Below are 18,184 nucleotides of genomic sequence, written 5' to 3'. Positions count from 1 at the left end.
CAGATGAAACGTACTCGTGTCCGAGGGGCTACACAAACCAAAACCCAACAGGGTCCGACGCTGATGGCGTCGATCCCGTTGATCTAGCAGACCGTCACGGCATCTCCGAAGCTCGGCCTGCGACGCCTCAGAGGGCCCGTCGATGTCATGGACGTCAACGGGCCCTCTGTCTGTATTGGCCGCCTGGCCTGACACGAGGCGGAATCGAGCCTGCAGCAGACTACCTGCGCTGAATCCGTCCGCGGCCGGTCAGGCGGCAGGCTTCTCGTCCGCCAACCGACAGCAGTAGCTTCGATCGGGGGTCGTAAGGAGGTGGAAGATGCGCCCTTCGCTCTGCCGGCGTTCCACCAGCGTCGCGTTGCTGAGCCAGACCACCATCGTGCCCAGCTCGACCCGCTGCCCGCCGACCGGAACCATTAAGGGCAGCTCGATCCCGACCGTCCCGTCGTCCGGCACGTCGACCTCTTCACCCAGCCCAACCCATAGGCACTGGCCTTCGGGATACTTACTGCTGACCTCCTCGTCGCCGAGTAGACGTGCGGCAAACAGCCACCGGTTGACCTCCCCGGAGAAGGCGCCAGACAGGTCGGGAACGTGGATCGGGACGGACGTGTGTCGCTGGATGGTCGCCAACGCCTCGACTGCCATGGTCAGGGCGTCCAGTTCGCGCCGGAACTCGTCGGGTGGGTCCAGCGCCCAGGCCGGATCAATGTGGCCCTCTGCCGGCGACGCGTGCCGGAGACTAACTCGGGCGGAGTTAGGGGTGCGGCAACAAGTGAGGAACTTCAACGCTGCCAGGACAACGCCAGCCGGCTGACCGGCGAGGTCGGTGAGCCGGAGGGTCCGCTCTACGCTCAAGGTCGCCGAGTCGTAACGGTCTTCGACCCGAAAGACACGATTGGCCTCCGCCAGCACCACACGGATCCCTTCGGTGTCCTGGGTGCTTTCGATGCGGTCGAGGTCGACTGCGGCAAGCACCGTCCCCGCCGGATCGACGATCTGGACGTGCAGCTGCGCGCTGTTGGCCACCTCTTGGTCAGGTCCGGTGTGCTCGGTGGCGGCTAGTGCGAAGACCTCATGAACGGGTTTCCAGCTATTCCCAGGGGCCTGGCCGGGGGGAGGCAACACCATCGGTGTCTCAGAGGAATCGACCTCGCCGAGATAGACCTGCCCTTCCTGCCGGAAGGTCGTCTCGGTGACGATGACGGGTGTCTCGAAGATGCCGTCATCGAGGGGGATCAAGCCTTCGCGGTGCAGGAGACGCGCGAAATTCAAAGTGGCGATGGTCAAGACCATGATCCGCGCAACCAGGGGAACTGCGGCGCGGAACCGCTCCTTGACTCCGAAGACACGCGTCTGGGCGAGGCGATCAGCATCGTGGTGCACGACATCGCCGTAGATCCAAGCGAAGCCGAGCACATTGTCGGTCGCCCGGTGCGACTGCTGCGAACCCACCGTGGACTGTTCGACGTAGTAGCCTCTGACGCCCTGTCCCTTGGGTTGAATTTCCGCCCATTCCTGCTTGAGCCCTCGTAGCTCTTTCATGACGACCTCGGGAGCTTCCGCCGCTTTAAGGAAGTAGCCAGCGGCCTTGAAAAATTTTGCGTAGTAGGTCGGATCCTCGTTGAGGATCAATGGTCGTACACGGGCTGCGGCGGACTCGACCTGCTCCTCCGGCGGGCACTCCTGTATCCAGGTCGCGGTGCCGTTCGTGTAGTTGACCTGCACGGTGATCGAGAGCTGCGATAGCCGATGCAAAGCAACGCGGTCGGTGGCCAGCGAGTGACTTTCGACCCGCAGGGCACGCAGGATGAAAGAGTTGAGCGCGGCGCGGGCACGCACCTCGACCTCGGCGTCTTGACTTATCACCCCGCGACTCTACTTGTTACTGGGAGCTGGACCGGGAGTTTGATCATGACGTGCGTTCTCTTGCCGGCAGAAGCCGACGCCGAGCCGCCCTTCACCGGGTGGCGACCGCTACGCAAAGTCACCAAGAGGTACCTCGACCGGCCCGGAAGGCGGCATGGGTGGATCCAGCGGGAGGCCACCTGGAAAGCCGAGGTAAGCCGGACCAGGGCCATCGCGATTAGATCCAAGGCCCGCACCTTGGATTACCCGTTCGAGGCTGCATCATGAGGCACCAGCCAAAGCTAAAAGTCTGAAGCGACCGGCACCGACGGCTGCGATCATCAACGCATGCTAGTCACGCCGCTGCCATGGACCGACCGACGCCGGCTTCTCGACGTCCTCCGCCAGCTTCACGTCGATGCGATGAACGCCCGTTCAGCCACGGAACTAACCCGCGCCTACTTTCAATGGTGCGAGAATGCGCTATCGCAATTGAGGTCGATGGTGTCGCAGGCTGACGTGGACCGTCTCATCCTCACCCAGGCTCACTGGACGTTGCTAAACACGTCCATGATCGGCACACCGCAGATCAACGCGCTAAGGAGCCGTGAGCTTGAGCGCTGCGTCGCCGACGTTGACGCGGCAGTCACTTCGCTTGAGCAGCTAATCGAGCGATGGAGCGGCCGGGGCGTGTTCCTTGTGCCGGACACCTGCTTTTTTATGAACTATCCCAGTAAGTTCAACGAGTTGGACTACTGGGACCTCCTCGACACAGGTCCGATGACCCAGCTTCACGTCGTCATTCCGATGCCGGTCATCGACGAGTTGGACGGACTGAAGAAGTCGAAGATTGAGAACCGGTACCGGGCGGGCGCCTCTTTGAGAATCATTCAGGAGCTGTTCGGCGACAAGCCGAACGAGATCCAGACGCTTCGCGGCCCCGAGCTTCGGCCGGCCTCAAATGGTCACGTCTTCCAGACTGAGTCAGTGACAGCGGAGATTCTCTTTGATCCGCCGGGACATCAACGCGTTGAGATCATGGATGATGAGATTGTCCGGCGAGCGGCGTCGATTCAACCGTATGCCGGATTCCCCATCACGTTGCTCACGTACGACACGAACATGGAGCTGCGGGCGAAGGCAGCCGGCCTGTCGGTCAAGCTACTCGTAGACGAGAAGGATGAGCGCGATACAAAAGTCGCTGAGACGGTGGCGCAGTGGATGACGGAGGTAGGTAACGCTGACGCAAATCCTGCCTGGCAGGACCGTCTTGCGCAACTTCGTCAATGGAGCAAGGACTCCGCCCTGTCAGGGACGACGAAGTTTGCGGCAGGAAGCCTGATGAAACAGGCCGATACCAGTAAAAGTTAGCACGCCGGCTGACCCATCGAGCCAGGACGGACGCGCTGCGGTTACGTGGTCGGCAAACGTCGTTAAAGTACGCCTTGAATCGCGCACGCGGGAGACTTCGATGCGGCCCATCAGGTCGGCGTCGAGCGTCCCGGCACAGCGTCGCCCGTAGCTACGGTTATGGTCGTCCGGTCCGACCCAGCAGACCTAGGTTGCACCGGGGGGATCTTCGACGGCGCTGGATGATGGTAGACAGGAACCCGTGACCACTAACCTCCCCGACGCAACGTGCGTCAGCCTGTTGCGGGCGGAGGGGGGCTCGGACGCCGGGTGCGCCATCCGGCTCCCCGCCGCCCGGACCCTGGCCCGGTACCGGCTCACCCCCGACCGGTACCGGGCACTTCGGGCCGCCCAAGATGGAATCTGCGCCATCTGCGGGCACGGCACCCACGACAAGCCGCTGGTGATCGACCATGACCACATCTGCTGTGCCGCCGTCAACAAGCAGCGGACGTGTGGAATGTGCGTGCGCGGACTTCTATGCCCCGGGTGCAACGGCTGGCTGGGCGAGTTCGAGTTATGGGGGCGGCTACATGACTGGGACGACGGCGGGCAGTGGCATGCGGCAGCACGGTCATACCTGACGCGGGTTGGATGTGACCCGACGGCACCGTACCGACGGCACACGTTGGCCGACCACCACCGGAAGCGCACCGCCAGGTGGGACCAACCATGTAAATGCCCGCTCTGCCGTAAGTAGCAGAGGATTCGGCGGACTGTAGGCGCGTGGTGCCGCCTCGTGGCGAATCGCCGGTGCCACGACGCTGGTGGCGTTCACCCTTGAGGAGATGCGCCTATTCGGACTGGCATGCCGACAGCACCCGGTCGACAATGATGGAGAACCCCAGATAGAGATGACTCAGCCCTACGATCGCGTCGAGAAATTCCATTCGACTTAGGGCAGCGTCTAACTCCGTGACACCCAGCGCGTCATATGCGGCTCGACGCTCTCCCCAATGAATCAGGTCACCATAATTAAATATCTGAATAGTCTCCCTGGGCGACCTTCCACCTTCACCCTGAACAGGAGCGTCGGTAGCGCCGGCCTCATCGAAGTGCCTGCGCAGCGCAATTACTCTCAACGGCGCATTTAGTAGCTTCGCGTGAGCCGATCGCCACTCTTTAAGCATGCCTTCCCTGAAGGCGCTGTCCGCATCGCCTGCTTCGCGATTCCGGCGCCCGATGATGTTTCTGGCGCTACTAAAGCTGGCTGGCTCGGAGTCCGAGAAGAACTGCCTAAACATGGCACTGAATCCCACGGTCAAATCGTGAGCCGAGAACTGGGTCTCCACCGATTCGACCTGACCAGAAGGTGTATTGCTAACCCGAATTCTCGCCTCTTCTTTCGCACTCAACAGAGTTGTGGACGCTAGCCTCTTTGCGGCGGATGAGTATCTCCTAAGCACTGCCACCTCTCCACCTTGAGACAAAACCATCGGCGGAAATGTCGCCGGATCGGTTAGGCGGAATGCGAAGTACATCAGCTTCCATTGAAAATAGAAGGAATCTGGGCTTGACGCCAACTCAACTAGCGGCGGGTAATAAGGAATTTGAATAACCCCGTCACCTGTCGAGCCGACACCCATGTTAGCTTCCCCCAAGCAGTACGATTGATCTGCTGATGCCACAGTAGAGTCCACATTCTAGCGAGCGTCTTGGTTTGCGACTGCGGGGGGCCTGGAATGCTGGTCGCCTGAGAACCAAATGGTACAGATTCAGAAGCGGCGGGCTCACGCCACTAGGAGGAGTGTGCTACGCACGGTTAACGCCAGCGATTACCTCGCCACATCCTACGGTTAGCGGAGTTCCGATCACGGGGGTGGAGCTGAACTGGCGATTAAGCCGTTAGGCGAGCCTGGTTTCGGCTGGCGTAGGACCGTCTCGGCGGCATCTAGAACGCGGTTCAGGGTTGCGAGGCTTTCTCCTGGCAAGAAGTTGAGACCCAGGCCGCATGCGGAGACGAGGCGAGTGAGTTGCCTGATCACACGGCTGTCAGCGATGCTCAGGCATCCGGGATGGGCTAGGAATTCGCGAGCGGCATACCCGTCGTTGACAGCGTCGTGCGCCAGCTTCGGTACGAGTTGCTCGCGCGCGAGGTGGCCGGCGTCGAGGGCGTCAATGAGGGTTAGACCAACCCTCATGCGGAAGATCGCTTGTTCCGCCTCGGTGAGCCGGAGCGCCTTATAGACGGTCAGCGCGGCGGTCACGCGATCGGTTAGATCATCGACGGGCACGTGCAGGTAAAGGCAGGCAGTGACGGCCTGCTCCCATTGTTCGCCGGGACTGGTCGCGCTCAGAGTCGCGAGCGCCTGCTCGTAGCGGCCCGCTACGACATGGCTGATGACAGTGATCTGCCTGCCGTCGAGCATACGTGCGCCGACCCCCTTGTACCGACGGAGGTGCTGGCTGGCTTCGTCCCATTGTCCGGCGGCAGCAAGGGCGTGGGCGCCGGTGCCGAGTAGCACCGTCCATAGCCACTTTCGGGCTTTGGCGTGGGCGGCGGGTGTCTTGGTGAGGCGTACGGCCGGGATGGCGATTCCGTCGATCATGGTGTCGGTGCGGGTGTCGACTGCCTGGAAGAGGTTCTCCAGCAGGGTCCATGCGGTGGGGCCGTCGCCTGCGCGAATGTGCAGACGGGCGAGGTTCACTATTGGTTCGAGTGCATATTGGGCTTCGTGGTTGTGGCTGATGGCAGCGGCGGCGAGGCGGTGACACCAGGTGCGTGCGAGACTCGGCATGCCGCAGTCGGATGCCAGGAGCGCGGCGAGATTGAACACTGCCGTCGCCGAGGCCACGTCGTGGCGCTCCTGGGCGAGTGCGGCACGTCTTTCTAGGTCGGGTATCCGCTGAACCAGCGGTGTGCAGGCGGGCCGGGGTCGGGCGATCAGGGGGAACCTGCGGGTGACGGCAGGGTTCATGCGTCACCGCTCGGTGTGGGGGCGTTGACCGTCAGGTCGGGGTCGAAGATGACGGTCTTCGCAGCAGTGGCGATGGCCGCTTGTCGTAGGCCAGGGACAGTGCGCCGGTTCCAGGCGAAGATCACGTGGTGTGCGAGGGTGGCGCGTAGACCTCGGCGGAGGTGTCCGGCCTGGTTGAGCTGTCGGAGGGCGGCACCGGCGGTGGTGTAGGCACCGAACAGGTTGCGGCAGTTGGCAAGGGGTGCTTCGGGGCGAGTGAGGCTGGCTGAGTCCACGGTGAGAAGCCTCTTGGCGGCGTGTTTCATGGAGTGGACGATGGCGGGTTGGGGCGGGTCGCGGTGGTCGGCTACGCGTGCCCACACGTCGCCTTGCTCGTACCAGTCCAGGCCCGCAGCTCGCATCATCGCCACAAGGAGCATGATCGACAATTCGTGCTCGCGTGCTGATGTGCCAGGGCTGTTTATGAGCAGATGGCGGCTGTCGTGGTGCCAGAGCTGATGGGCGGTGTCCATGGCTTCGGCACCGCCGAAGGCGTGGGTTTCGGGCTCATAGATGCCGGCTACGGCGGAGTCGATGTGGCGGCCTCGTGTCAGCCGGTCCAGCTCGTCGGTCACATAGCGTTCGGCGTCGCTCGTGCCCGCGCTTGGGAGGTAGCGCAGCCGCCAGGCGCTCTTGCGTACGTAGAACCAGGTGGTGATGAGGTGGCGGGCCTCGCCTTCGGCCAGGATCGGCGCGAGATGCGCGATGGCCAGTTGTTCGGCGGCGTTAGGGTCCGCGAAAGTGATCGTGGCCTGCTGCCATCGGGGTGCCGTCATCTGCGTGTTCCGCGCTCAGGAGAGGCCGAGGAAGGTGTCCCAGCGGGTAGCCGGGATGCCGGTCGTAGCGGTGTGGAGGGCGAGCGCGGCTCCTGCGGTGCCGTTCATCAGTTCCGGTTCGATGTGAGCGTCGGTGTTGAGTTGGTTGGCCAGTTCGGCGGCGAGGCTGGGTAGGTGGGTGGTGAGCTGGGCCGAGCGGTGGGGGTCGGTGCTGTCGGCGGCCATTCGGTAGGCGGTTTGGATGAGTCCGGCTTTGCCGTGGCAGAGGCCGATCTCGGGGAGCCGTTCGCGCTGGCGGGTGTCGGTGAGTTCGGCGATCATCGCGTTCTCTGCCTGCTGCTGGCGGGTGGTGTCGTGTTGGGCGAGCCCGGCGAGTTGCTGTGCGCGGGCGATGCCTGGGGTGCCGTAGCACCATGAGGGCCGGTGCCGTTTGGGCACGGCGTCGGGGACGACGTATCCGGGCCACCATGTTGCGTCCCGGTCGTCTTGGCGGTGCAGGTCGGTCCAGGCGCACAACGCGGTGAGGGCGTTGTGTGCTGCGGGGGTGTCGTGGCCATGGAGGATGGCGTAGGCGAGCACGGCGATGACCGCGCTGATGCCGTGCGCCGCGCCGATGTTGCCGTGGCCGTGCGGGAAGTGGGCGGCTGGTGTGCCACCGAGGCCGGAGGGCAGCCACCACGGCGGCCGGGCCGTGTCGTCGAGGGGTTCGGTAATGCGGGCGAGGTATGCGACCAGGTCCCGGCTGACGGGGTGGTCGGCGTGGGCGTGCAGGTGGTAGAGGGCAAGCCCGGTCAGGCCGTGGACGAGGTCGAACTCGTACATGGTCAGGGGTTCTCGGCGGTCGATGCGGGCATGGGCGGCGGCCAGCCGTTGCCGGGTGAGGGTGATCGTGGCGTCGTTGAGGCTGGCGAAGGCACGGTGGTATCCGCCGAGGGGGCGGGCGGTGTGCAGCATGAATGCCAGTGCGGGGGCCCCGTGGAACGGGTCGGAGTTGCGCCCGAGGCTGATGGGCTCGCTGGCCGCGGCGCGTATCCAGCTGTGGGCGGTTGCTTCGTCGCTATGTCCGGAGGCGGCACGCTCGATGTGCAGTAGGGCTATGCCCACCGCGCCTCCGGCCAGCGATTGCGGCCGGGTTCGTCCGTCGGGTGACGGGCCGACGATCGAGGGACTCGCGAGTCTGGCGCAGACGGTGATAAGTGTGTTCATCGGGTTGGCGGGGATGGTGGGGGTAGTCACGAGGTGCTCCTTGTCTTCCAGCTGAGCGCGGCAGCGCGGGCGAGGTGCAGGCAGGCGCGTTCGCTGTCCAGGTCGAGCCCGAGAACGCGGACGTGGTGCAGGTGCAGCAGGTCGGGTAGCAGCTCGACTGGTGGGACGGTGCTGATGGTGGGGAGGTGATCTCGCCAGGCGGCCACCGCGCGGCGGCGTTCGGCCCACCGGTCAATGAGGGTGTCCCCGCCGGGTAGGGACGTCAGGGCGGTGTGGTCGAACGGGTTGGCCAGAAGGACAGCTTGGTCGTAGACGGAGCGGGCCGGTGCGGGCCGGTGCGTGCGGGTTCGGGTGATCAGCCATCGCATGGCCTCGTGCGGGTCGCCGATGATGGCAGTGGCGAGGTCGAGCATGCTGGCGGCGGTCAGCGCCTGTCGGTGCACCGCCGGATGTCGCAGGGACACGGCCAGCTCGGCGAGTGTGGCTTCCGAGTCGGCGGCGAACACGAGCGTGGTGGCCCGGTACGCGGCCGGGCTGCCGAAGCGGCCGGGCTCGGGGAAGTCGGTGTCCCACTGGGCTCGGCTGGTCAGGTCGGCGTCGCGCAATTGCCGTGTCCATCCGGCGATGGCCTCGATGGGCAGGCCGCTGAGGCGGAGCCGTAGATGGGGCTCGGGGTCGCTGTGCCGCAGGAACCACCAGCCTGCTCTTGAGCCCTGGGCCAGTAGCCGTGGCAGGTGGCTGCTCAGGATCGTGGTCTGTTCGCTCGGGCGGGCGTAGAGCTTCAGGTAGTGGTGTTCGCTGCCTGGCAGGTTGCCGTGGGCGCGGACGTCGACCGGAGGGCTGCTCAGGCGTGGTGATGCTGGTCTCGGGCCGGTGGCGGTCAGGGGTACGACGATCTCGTGCGGGTGGCCGCCGATCCAGCCGTCGCCTCGGGGGATGACTCGGAGCAGCGCGGTGGGTTCGCGGGTCAGGTGGTCGCGCAGCAGCGCCCGGTGGGCGGGTTCGTCCAGGTCGAGGCCGAGGGTCTGATCGCCGATGCCGAGCCAGACGGCCGTAGGGCAGCCGGTGGTCTGCCGCCAGGTAGCGAGCGCCTGGTCCCACTGCTTCCATGCGGCGTGTCGGTCGGGTAGCTCGGTTGCGGTCAGTTGCCAGCGGGCAGGGCTCAACAGGGTGCGGCCGTAGCGCAGCGCGGGCAGAAACGGCAGCCCCTTGGCTGCCGGACCCCACTCGACCGGCGAGCAGGCGGTGGACAGGGCCACGGGTGCTTCGGCCAGGAACCGGGTGAGCGGATGGGCGTGGCGTACCGGTTCGACCGCGTTGACCGCGACCGGCTGCAGTGCCCTCTGGCGGGAAATCGACACCAGGTACAGACGGTGTGCGTCGGCCGTCACCGCGATGTCGTCCAATCCGATCACATCCTGCGATGCCGGGTGGTACTCCCCCACCGAGATCAGATGAGGTAGCACCGGGGCAGCGCGGTTGACGTCCAGGCTGACGGTGTAGCGGGTGACCGCAGTCAGCTGCGCCAGGAGTGCTCCGTCGCTCGCGGGCGGGATGTTGGCGACGCGGGAGGCTATCCGGCGCCGTACGCCTTCGCCGAACAGGTCGAGGAACCGGCCCGCGGTCGAGAAGGCTTGCGCTGACGCCCTCACGATCGACAGCTGGAAGTTGCCGTCCTCGATGGCGCGCATCGAATCGGCGTGGACGCGCACGGTCAGTTCTGCGGTTGGGAAGGTCTCGGTCGGCACCGCGCCAGCGACGTGCTCCAGCAACGCGTCGTCGAGGACCACCTCGTGGTCACGGCGCAGCGCGGCCCGTTGCGCCAGGGCGAGCAACCTGCGGTCCCGATCGGTCAACCTGGGCGCTTCGTCGGCAGGTTCGCCCGTGAATCCGTCCGGGTACCCGAGACCGACCTGAGCATCGACCGCGTCCAAGACGGGAACAAGGGCGTGCAGGCCGTAGCGGTTCAGGAAGCGCTCGTGCCAGTCCCGCCATCCTGAGGGCTTTGGGCGGGCGAGGCGGGTCAGCACGGCAGCGGCCCGGCGGGCTTCGGCCGTCACCGTCGCCGGCAGGACGAGATCACAGTCCAGACGAAGATCCACCCCGAGGGCTGGACCGGGACTGATCATCGCGGCGGCGTCGACGAGATCCCGGCGACGGGCATCAGCCGTCGCCATGTCCTGCGCGTTGTCGTGTCGCGCCTGAAGATGGCGCAAAGTACGCAGCTGGTTGAGGAGTCCACCCGCGCCGTCGCCCGCAGCGGTGGCGTTTGCCAGTTCGTCCACGAGGTGCGTGAGGGGGTCTGTCTGGGTCGATGGTGGACGCAGACTGGTCAACAGGAGCCGCTGTGCCACCATCTGGCGAATCAGCCGTTCGGCCCCGTCCTGCGGCGCCCCGTGTTCGGCCGCGAGCTTGTCGCAGAGGTCAGCCCATCGGATCGGCTCGGCAGCCAGCGCCAGCACCGCGCGCACAGAGCCGGTCGCCTTGATGCGCAGGTGCGCCGGCGCACCCCGAGGATCGCTCGTCGCGGCGCGGTACTCCAGCACCACTTTCCCCGCCCGTTGCACGAGCAAATTGTTCGCGCGCACCACCAGGTTCCGGCGCAGCCGTGGGTCGGACTCCAGGCCGTCGAGAACGCGTGCCAGCCACATCGCGGGAATACGGGCAAAGGGTCGGTGGGCGGTACCCCACCGGATGACGCCTACGCGGTTCACGGTGGCGGGTGCGACGCCTGCGAACAGTCCGAACGGTGTGGCGCGGCTGGTAGCCCGCAGCAGGTAGCGCATGACAGCAAACACCACTCGGCGAACATCGGCGTGCGACAGCTCGCCGTTGACGGCGGCTCTGGTTCGCTCGCCGAGTTCAGGCGAGGCGTGTTCCAGCGCGACGGCGAATCCGGGAACGGTCAGTGCTTCATCGAGCCACGGCCGCCAGGTGGCAGATGCGTCGCTGCTGGTCAGATCAGGCCATTTACCAGGGTGGCCGGGGTGGAGAACGGATGCACGAAGCATCAAGGCGTCGTTCACGCTGCGGTACACATCGACCTCCCCGGGGGCGTGATCGTCTGTTAGCGGGTGGGATGCCCGGCCCTCGGCTCACGTTTTCCAGGACCGGGCATCCCTGACCGGATGCGGTGGCTCGCTTCTTGGCAAGGTCACAGCGACCGACTAGCGACCAGAGCGCGCCACCAGCGGCGCGGTGCGCCGGGTCAGCAGCTGGTGCAGGCCGACTCGCACGTGCTGCCGCAGCTGTCCTCGGTCATCTTGATGATGTGCTCGACGGTGCCCCCGGCCTCGATGAACTCGATGTTGAGGTCGAACTCGTCGAGAGGGCGGTCCTCGGCGTCGGGCAGGGTGGCGGGCTGGGTCATGGACAACCTCCTTGAGAGGGGGCGGATAGGGTTCCCCGGCGCTCACCTCCGCGTCCATTGCGGAGGTGGACGCCGAAGCTTTCAGGACCAGTCGACGGCCAGGACGCCGTGCCGCTTGGTCGTGTGCCACCCGCTCAGACCGCTGACGGCGCTGGTGTCCGGGTGGTAGGTGATGCGGGCAGCGCCGCGCCGGTAGTAACGGCCCGCCCAGGTGCGGATCATGTCGAGCAGCTCGCTGCCGACCTGGTCGGCCTGCGGACCGTGGGCGACGACACCGGTCTCGAAGCCGCTGACAGTCTGCGGATTCTCGCGTTTGATGCGGTAGGCGAAGGTGCCGCCACGCACCAGCGCCGGGGTGCCCAGACGCACCGTGCGGTTGACCACGCCCTGATCGACGGCCTCCTGTGCAGCGTGCAGCATCGGCAGCTCCGGACCGCTGGTCAACAGGTACAGCTCCAGCTCGTCGGGCATGTCGAACGGCGTGCCCGACCAGCTCTCCACCGGTGCGGTGTGGAGCGCCTTGCGCAGCGCCGGCACGTCGAAGGTGAGGTCACTGCTCTGGTCGATCCTCAGACCGAGATCGGGGGTGACGGCGGTCAGCTGTTCGTCGGCGGCGCCGTCGCCCTGCATCGGCACGAACTTGCCGAGCCGGTAGTTGTCGGCGGTAAGCACATGATCGTCGGGGCTGCGGCCGAAGGCGATGAGCCGGGTGATCCCGGCGAAGCGCAGCGGCACGATGATCCGGCCGTCCGGGGTGAGCTGATCGAGCCAGGCAGGCGGGATGTCCCACGCCCCGACCGTGACGATGATCCGGTCATAAGGCGCGTGCTGCGCCACACCGTGCTCAGCGTCAGCGAGCACGACGTTGACCTGCTCGTACCCCGCCCGACGTAGGCCCGCACGGGCTCGGTCGATGATGTCAGGGTCAATGTCCACGGTCGTCGCGGAGCCGGTCGGCCCGACCAGCTCCGCGATCAGCGCGGCGTTGTACCCGCCGGAGCCGATCTCCAGCACGTTCATGCCCGGCCGCACGTCGGCCTGTTCGAGCTGGATGGCCTGGATGTGCGACGCCGACACCACGCTCGTCTGGCGACCCTGGGCGTCGATCTTGGGAACCAGGGTCGTGTTGGTCTGGTAGACCTTCTCCAGCGGCTCACCTGGCGCGAAGTCGTGCCGGCGTACCTTACTCATCGCCGTAGCCACACTGTCGGTGGTGATGAGTCCCTCATCGCGCAGCGCAGTCACCATGGCCTGACGCAAGGCAATGGTGTCGTCAACCTGCAAGGTCATCTCGATCCTTCTGATAGAGGACTGACGGCTGCCTACACGCCGCTTCGCCCATGGGTCTGGTCGGTAGATGGTCTGGTCGGTAGATATCCGGTAGTGCCTCTGGCGATCCTGGGCCCCTCGGCTTGCTGGGGGACCACTAGGGATCCTGTGCGCTGACGACCTCCGATTCCCTTCTCATCGCGTGTCCGCTTGGCATTGGCCGTCGAGCAACAGCCGGAAGCGGGCTTTGGAGTTGGTGTTGGCGAGGGTGAGGGCTTGGTCTAGCAGCGACTGTGCTGCGAGCCTCGGTGGTGCGGGGGTGGTGCGGTGTTCCCAGTCGGCGACGGTCGTCATGGTCACGCCGAGGTGTTCGGCGAACGCGCGCACGCTCATCCGTAGCGCTTCTCGTAACGCGCGGACCTCCCGCCTGGTCCACCTGCCGACGACCGCCGGCCCGCACCCCACACATACCACCCGACTGGCCGCCACATCAGGGGTGAGCGGGACCGGCGGCAGCCCGAACTGCTGACGTTCCTGGTCGCGCGCGCGAGCGTTCTGTGCGTGGAGGCTCCGCACGAGCGCGTCGAACTCATCGAATAGGGATAGCAGGGTTCCGCGTGCGCCGAGGGCGATGTCGGCGTTGTACCAGAAGATGCGGGTGGTGTTGTCCCGACCGGCCTCGACGCCGGCAATCGCGCTTCGCGAGTAGCGGATGAGCTTGCCAAGATCGACCTGCCTCAACCCGACAGTCTTACGCCGCCGGGCCAGGTGCCGGCCGAGGTTCCTGCGCGCGTCGGCTATGTGATCCCGGGTAATCGCACCTGCCTCGCCGAGACGGCGCGGTGGAGGAAAAGCCTGACGGGCCATCGGTTTCTGCCGTGCGAGCTGCGTAACCGCCATCGCTAACGCGCCAGTTGCCCGGCGAGCGAGTACACCCGCGCACCGTCGTTCACGCTCGGCCTGCCCGCCGGAGCCGAAGCCGGGTTGGCGGGTCCGGCGACGACCGGTTCGACCAGCAGCTCGACCGGCCCGGCCACGACAGCGACGCAGACGGGCGGCCCGCCATGACACACGACCGTGATCGTCGCGCCCGCATTCACCCTCACCTGCACCACCGCCGCCCCGGCCGACTCGCTCGGGTGCCCTCCATCCGCACCGTGAAGTGCGCCCTCCGACAGGGTGGCCACACCAGGCGGCACGCCTGGGGCCAAGCCGGTAGGTGCGGCCGGCTCCGTGGGGTACGCGTCAGCATCGCTGGCGTGTCCCTTGATGATGTAGAAGCCGAGTTCGGCATCCGTGGCCCTGCCCAGCACCGCGCGCAACGCCTGCCGGTAGTGCGCGGACGGCCACCGGGTCTGGCCGCGTTCGAGGTTGCCGATGTAGTGGCCGGCGATGGCGGCCGTGCGCCCCGCATGTTCGTACAGGTACGCGTTGACCGCCTCGGCCAACTCCTGCCGCGACATCGGCCGACCCGACCCTGTCGGCGACCGCAGCGTCAGCCGCGCCTCACGGAGCAGGTCGTTCGACCTCGGACGATACGCCACTATGTGAATCCGTTCCTGGTCTGCGCCCATATCGGCAGGGACGGTGTCGAGACGAGTTCTCGGTCGCACCCAGGAGTGGTGCGCCGACTGTGACGCCTCATCCTCGCCGTGCCTAACAGGCGCGCTTACTCCGGCCAACGCCTGCGGAAGGGTTGCCGCAGGCGATCTATCTGAGCCCAACAGGGCTTCGACCGGTCCGACAACGGCGACGCTGGCGGATTCAGCGACCGGAGGCCGGTGGGAGCGAAAGCCGAGTTCAGCATCCGAATCCAGGCTCAACACAGTCCGCAGCGCCCGCCGGTACTGACTATTCGGCCAGCCAATCACGCCGTTCTCCAGCTTCCCGATGTAGTTGGCGTTCAAGCCATAATGCCGTCCCGTCTCCTCAAACAGTTTGGCATTCACCGCCTTAGCCAACTCTTGCCGCGACATGACTTCGTCCCTCTTCGAAGGTGACAAACGCAGCCGCGCCGCGCGCAACAGTTCATTCGGTCTCGTTTGATGTGCCACGATGTGAATCCGTTCCTGATCTGCCCTCAAGTCGGCGAAGAAGGGATATTCGCGCGCCAATAGCGGTTGACGGTCGCATTCTCGCGAGCGGCTAGCGCGACTCCCAGACCCGGGCTACTCGACTCCGCCACCGTGGTCGACGCCTCAACCCGCCGCCCGCACCGCGAGCCAGCCGAAGCCGCCGCGGCCGGCACCTAGCAGCTCCGGCCTTGTCGCACCGGGCTGCCGTCGCGGCAAACGCGCCGACAGCATGAATACCTTGGCCGCTGCCTCATGGTCTGCACACGGGCCAAGCACCTTGCACTCCACACACAACCCGTCGCCGCTGGACACTGCGTGCCGGTCGAGTGTCGCCTGCGCTTGATCGATTTGGCCGCCGCCGTGGTAGGTGCCCATGCTCGTCCGTTCTTGCCAGACAGCTACCGCCCGGCAGTCTAAGGCTCGTGGCTTACAGAAATGAGACGTCACTTTCCCGCGTGTTGCTTACTCGAGGTTTAACTGATCTGACGCGCAGCGAAACCGGCTGATGCTCGCGATTGGGTCGCACTTCTTCGAGCAAGGGCCGCTACAGCGTTCGCCTTGCATCCCTGGCAATGACGTCGGTTGTGGTCGCTCCACATGCCGGGCACCACCGAGACTTGATTCTGAATGACAGCAGTCCACCGAGGTAGCCGACCACTAATGCGCCTACAACTGCGACTTCGAGCACCTCATCGCCCCCCTGCGGAGTTCTATTGCGGCTCGTCGGCACAAACCAGACCCGAACAATGCAGTGCGACACGCCGAGGTCGTTACCCACCCGTCGCAACAACGCAGGGCGGCGTCGGCAGGTTCGACCCCGCCGCCGTGAGTCGACGCAGCCGCGCGGGGTGTCGGTCTGACATCTCGCGCGGCCACAGCAGACCTTGACCGAGCTGGTCATGTTCTTGACCTCCCCTGGCTGCGACGGGGGCAATAGAGGCATGATTCCACGGGGCACCTGCTCCAAGCAACTGTCTGGAGCTAGTGCCTGGAGAAGCACCTTGATCGTTGACCTTGGCCGTACACTGTCCGACGTGGCAAGTCCTACGGCTCGACGGAAGCTCGGCATCGAACTCAGAGGGCTGCGCGACGCAGCCGGCCTGAACATCGACCAGGCCGCCAGCGCCGCAGGCATCTCCGACTCGCACCTGAGCCGGATTGAACGCGGCCGTGTCGGTGTTCGACCCTTGACCCTCAAGGCGCTGCTCCAGAGCTACGGCGCCGACGCCGAGGTTACGGACCGGCTGGCCAAGACCGCCGCTGACACGACCAAGCGCGGAGACCGGGGATGGTGGCAGCCATACGCGGCGGCGATCTCCGAAAAGTACGCGAGCTTGATCGCCTTCGAGAGCGAAGCGACCTCCATCAAGGCGTTCGGTTCGATGGTCGTGCCGGGCCTACTCCAGACCGAGGACTACGCCCGAGCCCTGCTCCAGCGCGGCCCCGTCCGCCTCAAGGCCGACGAGATCGACACCCGCGTCGCGGTACGCACCTCACGCCAAGCGATCCTCGACCAGAACTACCCACCGAGCACCTGGATCATCCTTGACGAAGGGGTCATCCGCCGGATGGTCGGTGGCGCGGAGGTGATGCGTCGCCAGATCCTCCACCTGGTGGACATCGCCTCACGGCCCAACATCGACCTCCAGGTGATCCCGTACTCCGCAGGCGCCCACGCTGGCACCCTCGGGCCGCTCGTGATCCTCGGCTTCCCCGAGGGTGACGACGTCGTGTACTGCGAGACGTACGCGGGGGACCTCTACCCCGAGGCGGTAGCATCGTATGGCGACGTGTTCAACAGGTTGGCGCAGGATGCGTTGTCTGCCGACAGCTCAACCGAATTGCTGCGAACCGCCGCAGAGGGGATGAAGTGAACGGTCTGACGCAAGACTGGAAGAAGTCGACCAGGAGCAACGGCAGCGATAGCTGCGTCGAGGCTCGACTGCATGGTGATGGGGTCCAGGTCCGAGACACCAAGGACCGCACCGGGCCAACGCTCTCGTTCGACCGCGAGAGCTACCTCAACTTCGTTGCCGGGCTAAAGGCGGGGTCCCTGGCCTCCTGACCAGCAAGACGAAGCCGTGAGCGACCTCCCTCCGGGGGTCGCAGTTTGTTTTTCGGCGCCCCTCCCTTCTGTCCCCAGCAACCGCGCCGGGAGCGGCAGGCCCTCGGCTGAGTGACTGCCGCTTCCCATCCCGCAACCAGCCAGCCTTCTTGCGCTTTCTCCAGCATCGTCAGAAGCCGAGCCAAGGTCCGCCGCGCGGAACGGGCGCCCCGACTTGGGAGCATGAGGCTGGTGTCCTGAGCTTGCCCGCCGCCGCTCCCGAGAGGGCGCCTACCCGCCGGTACGCAACCCTCCTGTCGGGTGCCCGCCTTATCGGAACCATGGTAGACAGCGACCCTTTAGCCTGCCGTGATGCAGCCAGCCTCAGAGACCCGAGAGCCGTTCATCCTTCGCCATTCGCGTGCAGTCTCCTGGACGCTGTGGGCTGCCCTGTCTCTGACGACGGTGGCGATGACCGCCTGGTGGGCCCCCATGGACTCGTTCAACGATGGAGTGATGATCCTGCTGTGGATGGCCGGGGTGTTGCTCGTACCGCTTGCACTCGTCCACATCTACCACGCTCACAGTCTCGCCGGGACGGCTACTCGCTGGTCCGCGATCGTCTTCACTGCAATCACGGTGGTGCTGCTGGCAACGTTCGGGTTTCAGGCAGTGGAGTGGGGTGCGGCGAAGAATGGCGCGTTCAATGACGGCGCGGACCAGGCGGCGGGGGCGCTGTTCGTGGCGATGTTCCCGGCGATGGCTGCCGGGGTGTTGGAGGGCCATCTGGGGCATGCGCGGGCGGCAGCCCGAAAGGCAAAGCAGTCGTGGCGGGGTGATGGTGAGGCGGACCGCTAGATCCGGTGCCGATTGAGCCAACTCGATCCGCTGCGGCCGGCCCTGCTCGTTACTGTGCTGGCGACCCACGCGGTTCTCTCCATACCCACTGGCAGCAGCAGCGGGCAGCGGCCTGTCGCGCCGTCCCTCGCCTCCGTGGGTAATCAATAGCCCCCTTTAGCAGCACAGCGGTTCGACGTCGAGACAGACCGACGGACCGACAACCACCAACCAACAGCCCGGCGGTAGGTTGAGGCCATCCAGCCCTTGGCTGGCATCGCTACATGGCAACACCTCAGTGGGTGATTCGAGAGCGTTCGTCCAGTGTGGGTTTGTAGACGGTCTGAGGGCCGGGCCCTCGCCAGCGGGTCGTCGGTGAATGGCGTAAAAGG

General features: G+C 65.7%; 16 protein-coding genes. 5 read left to right on the top strand and 11 right to left on the bottom strand.

The features are described 5' to 3' along the window. Nucleotides 1-249: 249 nt before the first annotated feature. The gene (locus ACIG87_RS27400) at nucleotides 250-1,869 is read right to left on the bottom strand and encodes a hypothetical protein (RefSeq protein WP_396854357.1); all 1,620 of its coding nucleotides are present in this window, start codon (nucleotides 1,867-1,869) and stop codon (nucleotides 250-252) included. Between the two features lie 327 nt (nucleotides 1,870-2,196). On the opposite strand from ACIG87_RS27400, the gene ACIG87_RS27395 reads away from it, so the two are divergent. Together ACIG87_RS27395 and ACIG87_RS27390 are read left to right on the top strand one after the other, a co-directional pair. Continuing rightward, entirely contained in the window at nucleotides 2,197-3,219 is a 1,023-nt protein-coding gene (locus ACIG87_RS27395; protein ID WP_396854356.1) for a PIN domain-containing protein, read from the top strand. A 241-nt stretch (nucleotides 3,220-3,460) separates the two neighbouring features. Beyond that, the gene (locus ACIG87_RS27390; protein WP_396854355.1) at nucleotides 3,461-3,958 is read left to right on the top strand and encodes an endonuclease domain-containing protein; all 498 of its coding nucleotides are present in this window, start codon (nucleotides 3,461-3,463) and stop codon (nucleotides 3,956-3,958) included. A gap of 94 nt (nucleotides 3,959-4,052) precedes the next feature. Here the strand turns inward: ACIG87_RS27390 and ACIG87_RS27385 are convergent, their stop codons facing one another. From ACIG87_RS27385 to ACIG87_RS27340, 10 genes are all read right to left on the bottom strand, one after another. Continuing rightward, nucleotides 4,053-4,844, bottom strand: coding sequence for a hypothetical protein (locus ACIG87_RS27385; protein ID WP_396854353.1), 792 nt, complete (start codon nucleotides 4,842-4,844; stop codon nucleotides 4,053-4,055). Between the two features lie 225 nt (nucleotides 4,845-5,069). Then, nucleotides 5,070-6,053: a hypothetical protein gene (locus tag ACIG87_RS27380; protein ID WP_396854352.1), complete on the bottom strand. Its 984-nt coding sequence runs from the start codon at nucleotides 6,051-6,053 to the stop codon at nucleotides 5,070-5,072. A 119-nt stretch (nucleotides 6,054-6,172) separates the two neighbouring features. Continuing rightward, the gene (locus ACIG87_RS27375) at nucleotides 6,173-6,991 is read right to left on the bottom strand and encodes a thiopeptide-type bacteriocin biosynthesis protein (RefSeq protein WP_396854350.1); all 819 of its coding nucleotides are present in this window, start codon (nucleotides 6,989-6,991) and stop codon (nucleotides 6,173-6,175) included. A gap of 15 nt (nucleotides 6,992-7,006) precedes the next feature. Continuing rightward, nucleotides 7,007-8,227, bottom strand: a complete 1,221-nt coding sequence (locus ACIG87_RS27370) for a lanthionine synthetase C family protein (RefSeq protein WP_396854349.1) — start codon at nucleotides 8,225-8,227, stop codon at nucleotides 7,007-7,009. Next, a complete protein-coding gene (locus tag ACIG87_RS27365; RefSeq protein WP_396854348.1) occupies nucleotides 8,224-11,235 on the bottom strand; it encodes a lantibiotic dehydratase in 3,012 nt (1,003 codons plus the stop codon). Before ACIG87_RS27365 ends, ACIG87_RS27370 begins: the two co-directional genes overlap by 4 nt. 170 nt (nucleotides 11,236-11,405) lie before the next feature. After that, entirely contained in the window at nucleotides 11,406-11,567 is a 162-nt protein-coding gene (locus ACIG87_RS27360; RefSeq protein ID WP_396854346.1) for an FxLD family lanthipeptide, read from the bottom strand. Between the two features lie 81 nt (nucleotides 11,568-11,648). Next, entirely contained in the window at nucleotides 11,649-12,857 is a 1,209-nt protein-coding gene (fxlM, locus tag ACIG87_RS27355) for a methyltransferase, FxLD system (RefSeq protein WP_396854345.1), read from the bottom strand. Nucleotides 12,858-13,031: 174 nt separating this feature from the next. Continuing rightward, nucleotides 13,032-13,703: a helix-turn-helix domain-containing protein gene (locus ACIG87_RS27350; RefSeq protein ID WP_396854407.1), complete on the bottom strand. Its 672-nt coding sequence runs from the start codon at nucleotides 13,701-13,703 to the stop codon at nucleotides 13,032-13,034. 35 nt (nucleotides 13,704-13,738) lie between these two features. After that, nucleotides 13,739-14,950, bottom strand: coding sequence for a hypothetical protein (locus ACIG87_RS27345; RefSeq protein ID WP_396854344.1), 1,212 nt, complete (start codon nucleotides 14,948-14,950; stop codon nucleotides 13,739-13,741). Between the two features lie 84 nt (nucleotides 14,951-15,034). Further along, a complete protein-coding gene (locus tag ACIG87_RS27340) occupies nucleotides 15,035-15,286 on the bottom strand; it encodes a hypothetical protein (protein ID WP_396854343.1) in 252 nt (83 codons plus the stop codon). Nucleotides 15,287-15,945: 659 nt separating this feature from the next. On the opposite strand from ACIG87_RS27340, the gene ACIG87_RS27335 reads away from it, so the two are divergent. The 3 genes from ACIG87_RS27335 (at nucleotide 15,946) to ACIG87_RS27325 (ending at nucleotide 17,813) form a co-directional block, all read left to right on the top strand. Further along, on the top strand, nucleotides 15,946-16,785 hold the full coding sequence (locus ACIG87_RS27335; protein WP_396854342.1) for a helix-turn-helix domain-containing protein: 840 nt from the start codon (nucleotides 15,946-15,948) through the stop codon (nucleotides 16,783-16,785). Next, nucleotides 16,782-16,976 carry a DUF397 domain-containing protein gene (locus tag ACIG87_RS27330; protein WP_396854340.1) on the top strand — a complete coding sequence of 65 codons (195 nt, stop codon included), beginning with the start codon at nucleotides 16,782-16,784 and terminating at the stop codon, nucleotides 16,974-16,976. The genes ACIG87_RS27335 and ACIG87_RS27330 overlap by 4 nt, the downstream gene beginning before the upstream one ends. Nucleotides 16,977-17,447: 471 nt before the next feature. Further along, nucleotides 17,448-17,813: a hypothetical protein gene (locus ACIG87_RS27325; protein WP_396854338.1), complete on the top strand. Its 366-nt coding sequence runs from the start codon at nucleotides 17,448-17,450 to the stop codon at nucleotides 17,811-17,813. Nucleotides 17,814-18,184: the final 371 nt, after the last annotated feature.

This window comes from Micromonospora sp. NPDC051925 (assembly GCF_044548625.1).
GTDB lineage: Bacteria > Actinomycetota > Actinomycetes > Mycobacteriales > Micromonosporaceae > Micromonospora.
This window is presented reverse-complemented; position numbering and strand designations above follow the sequence as displayed.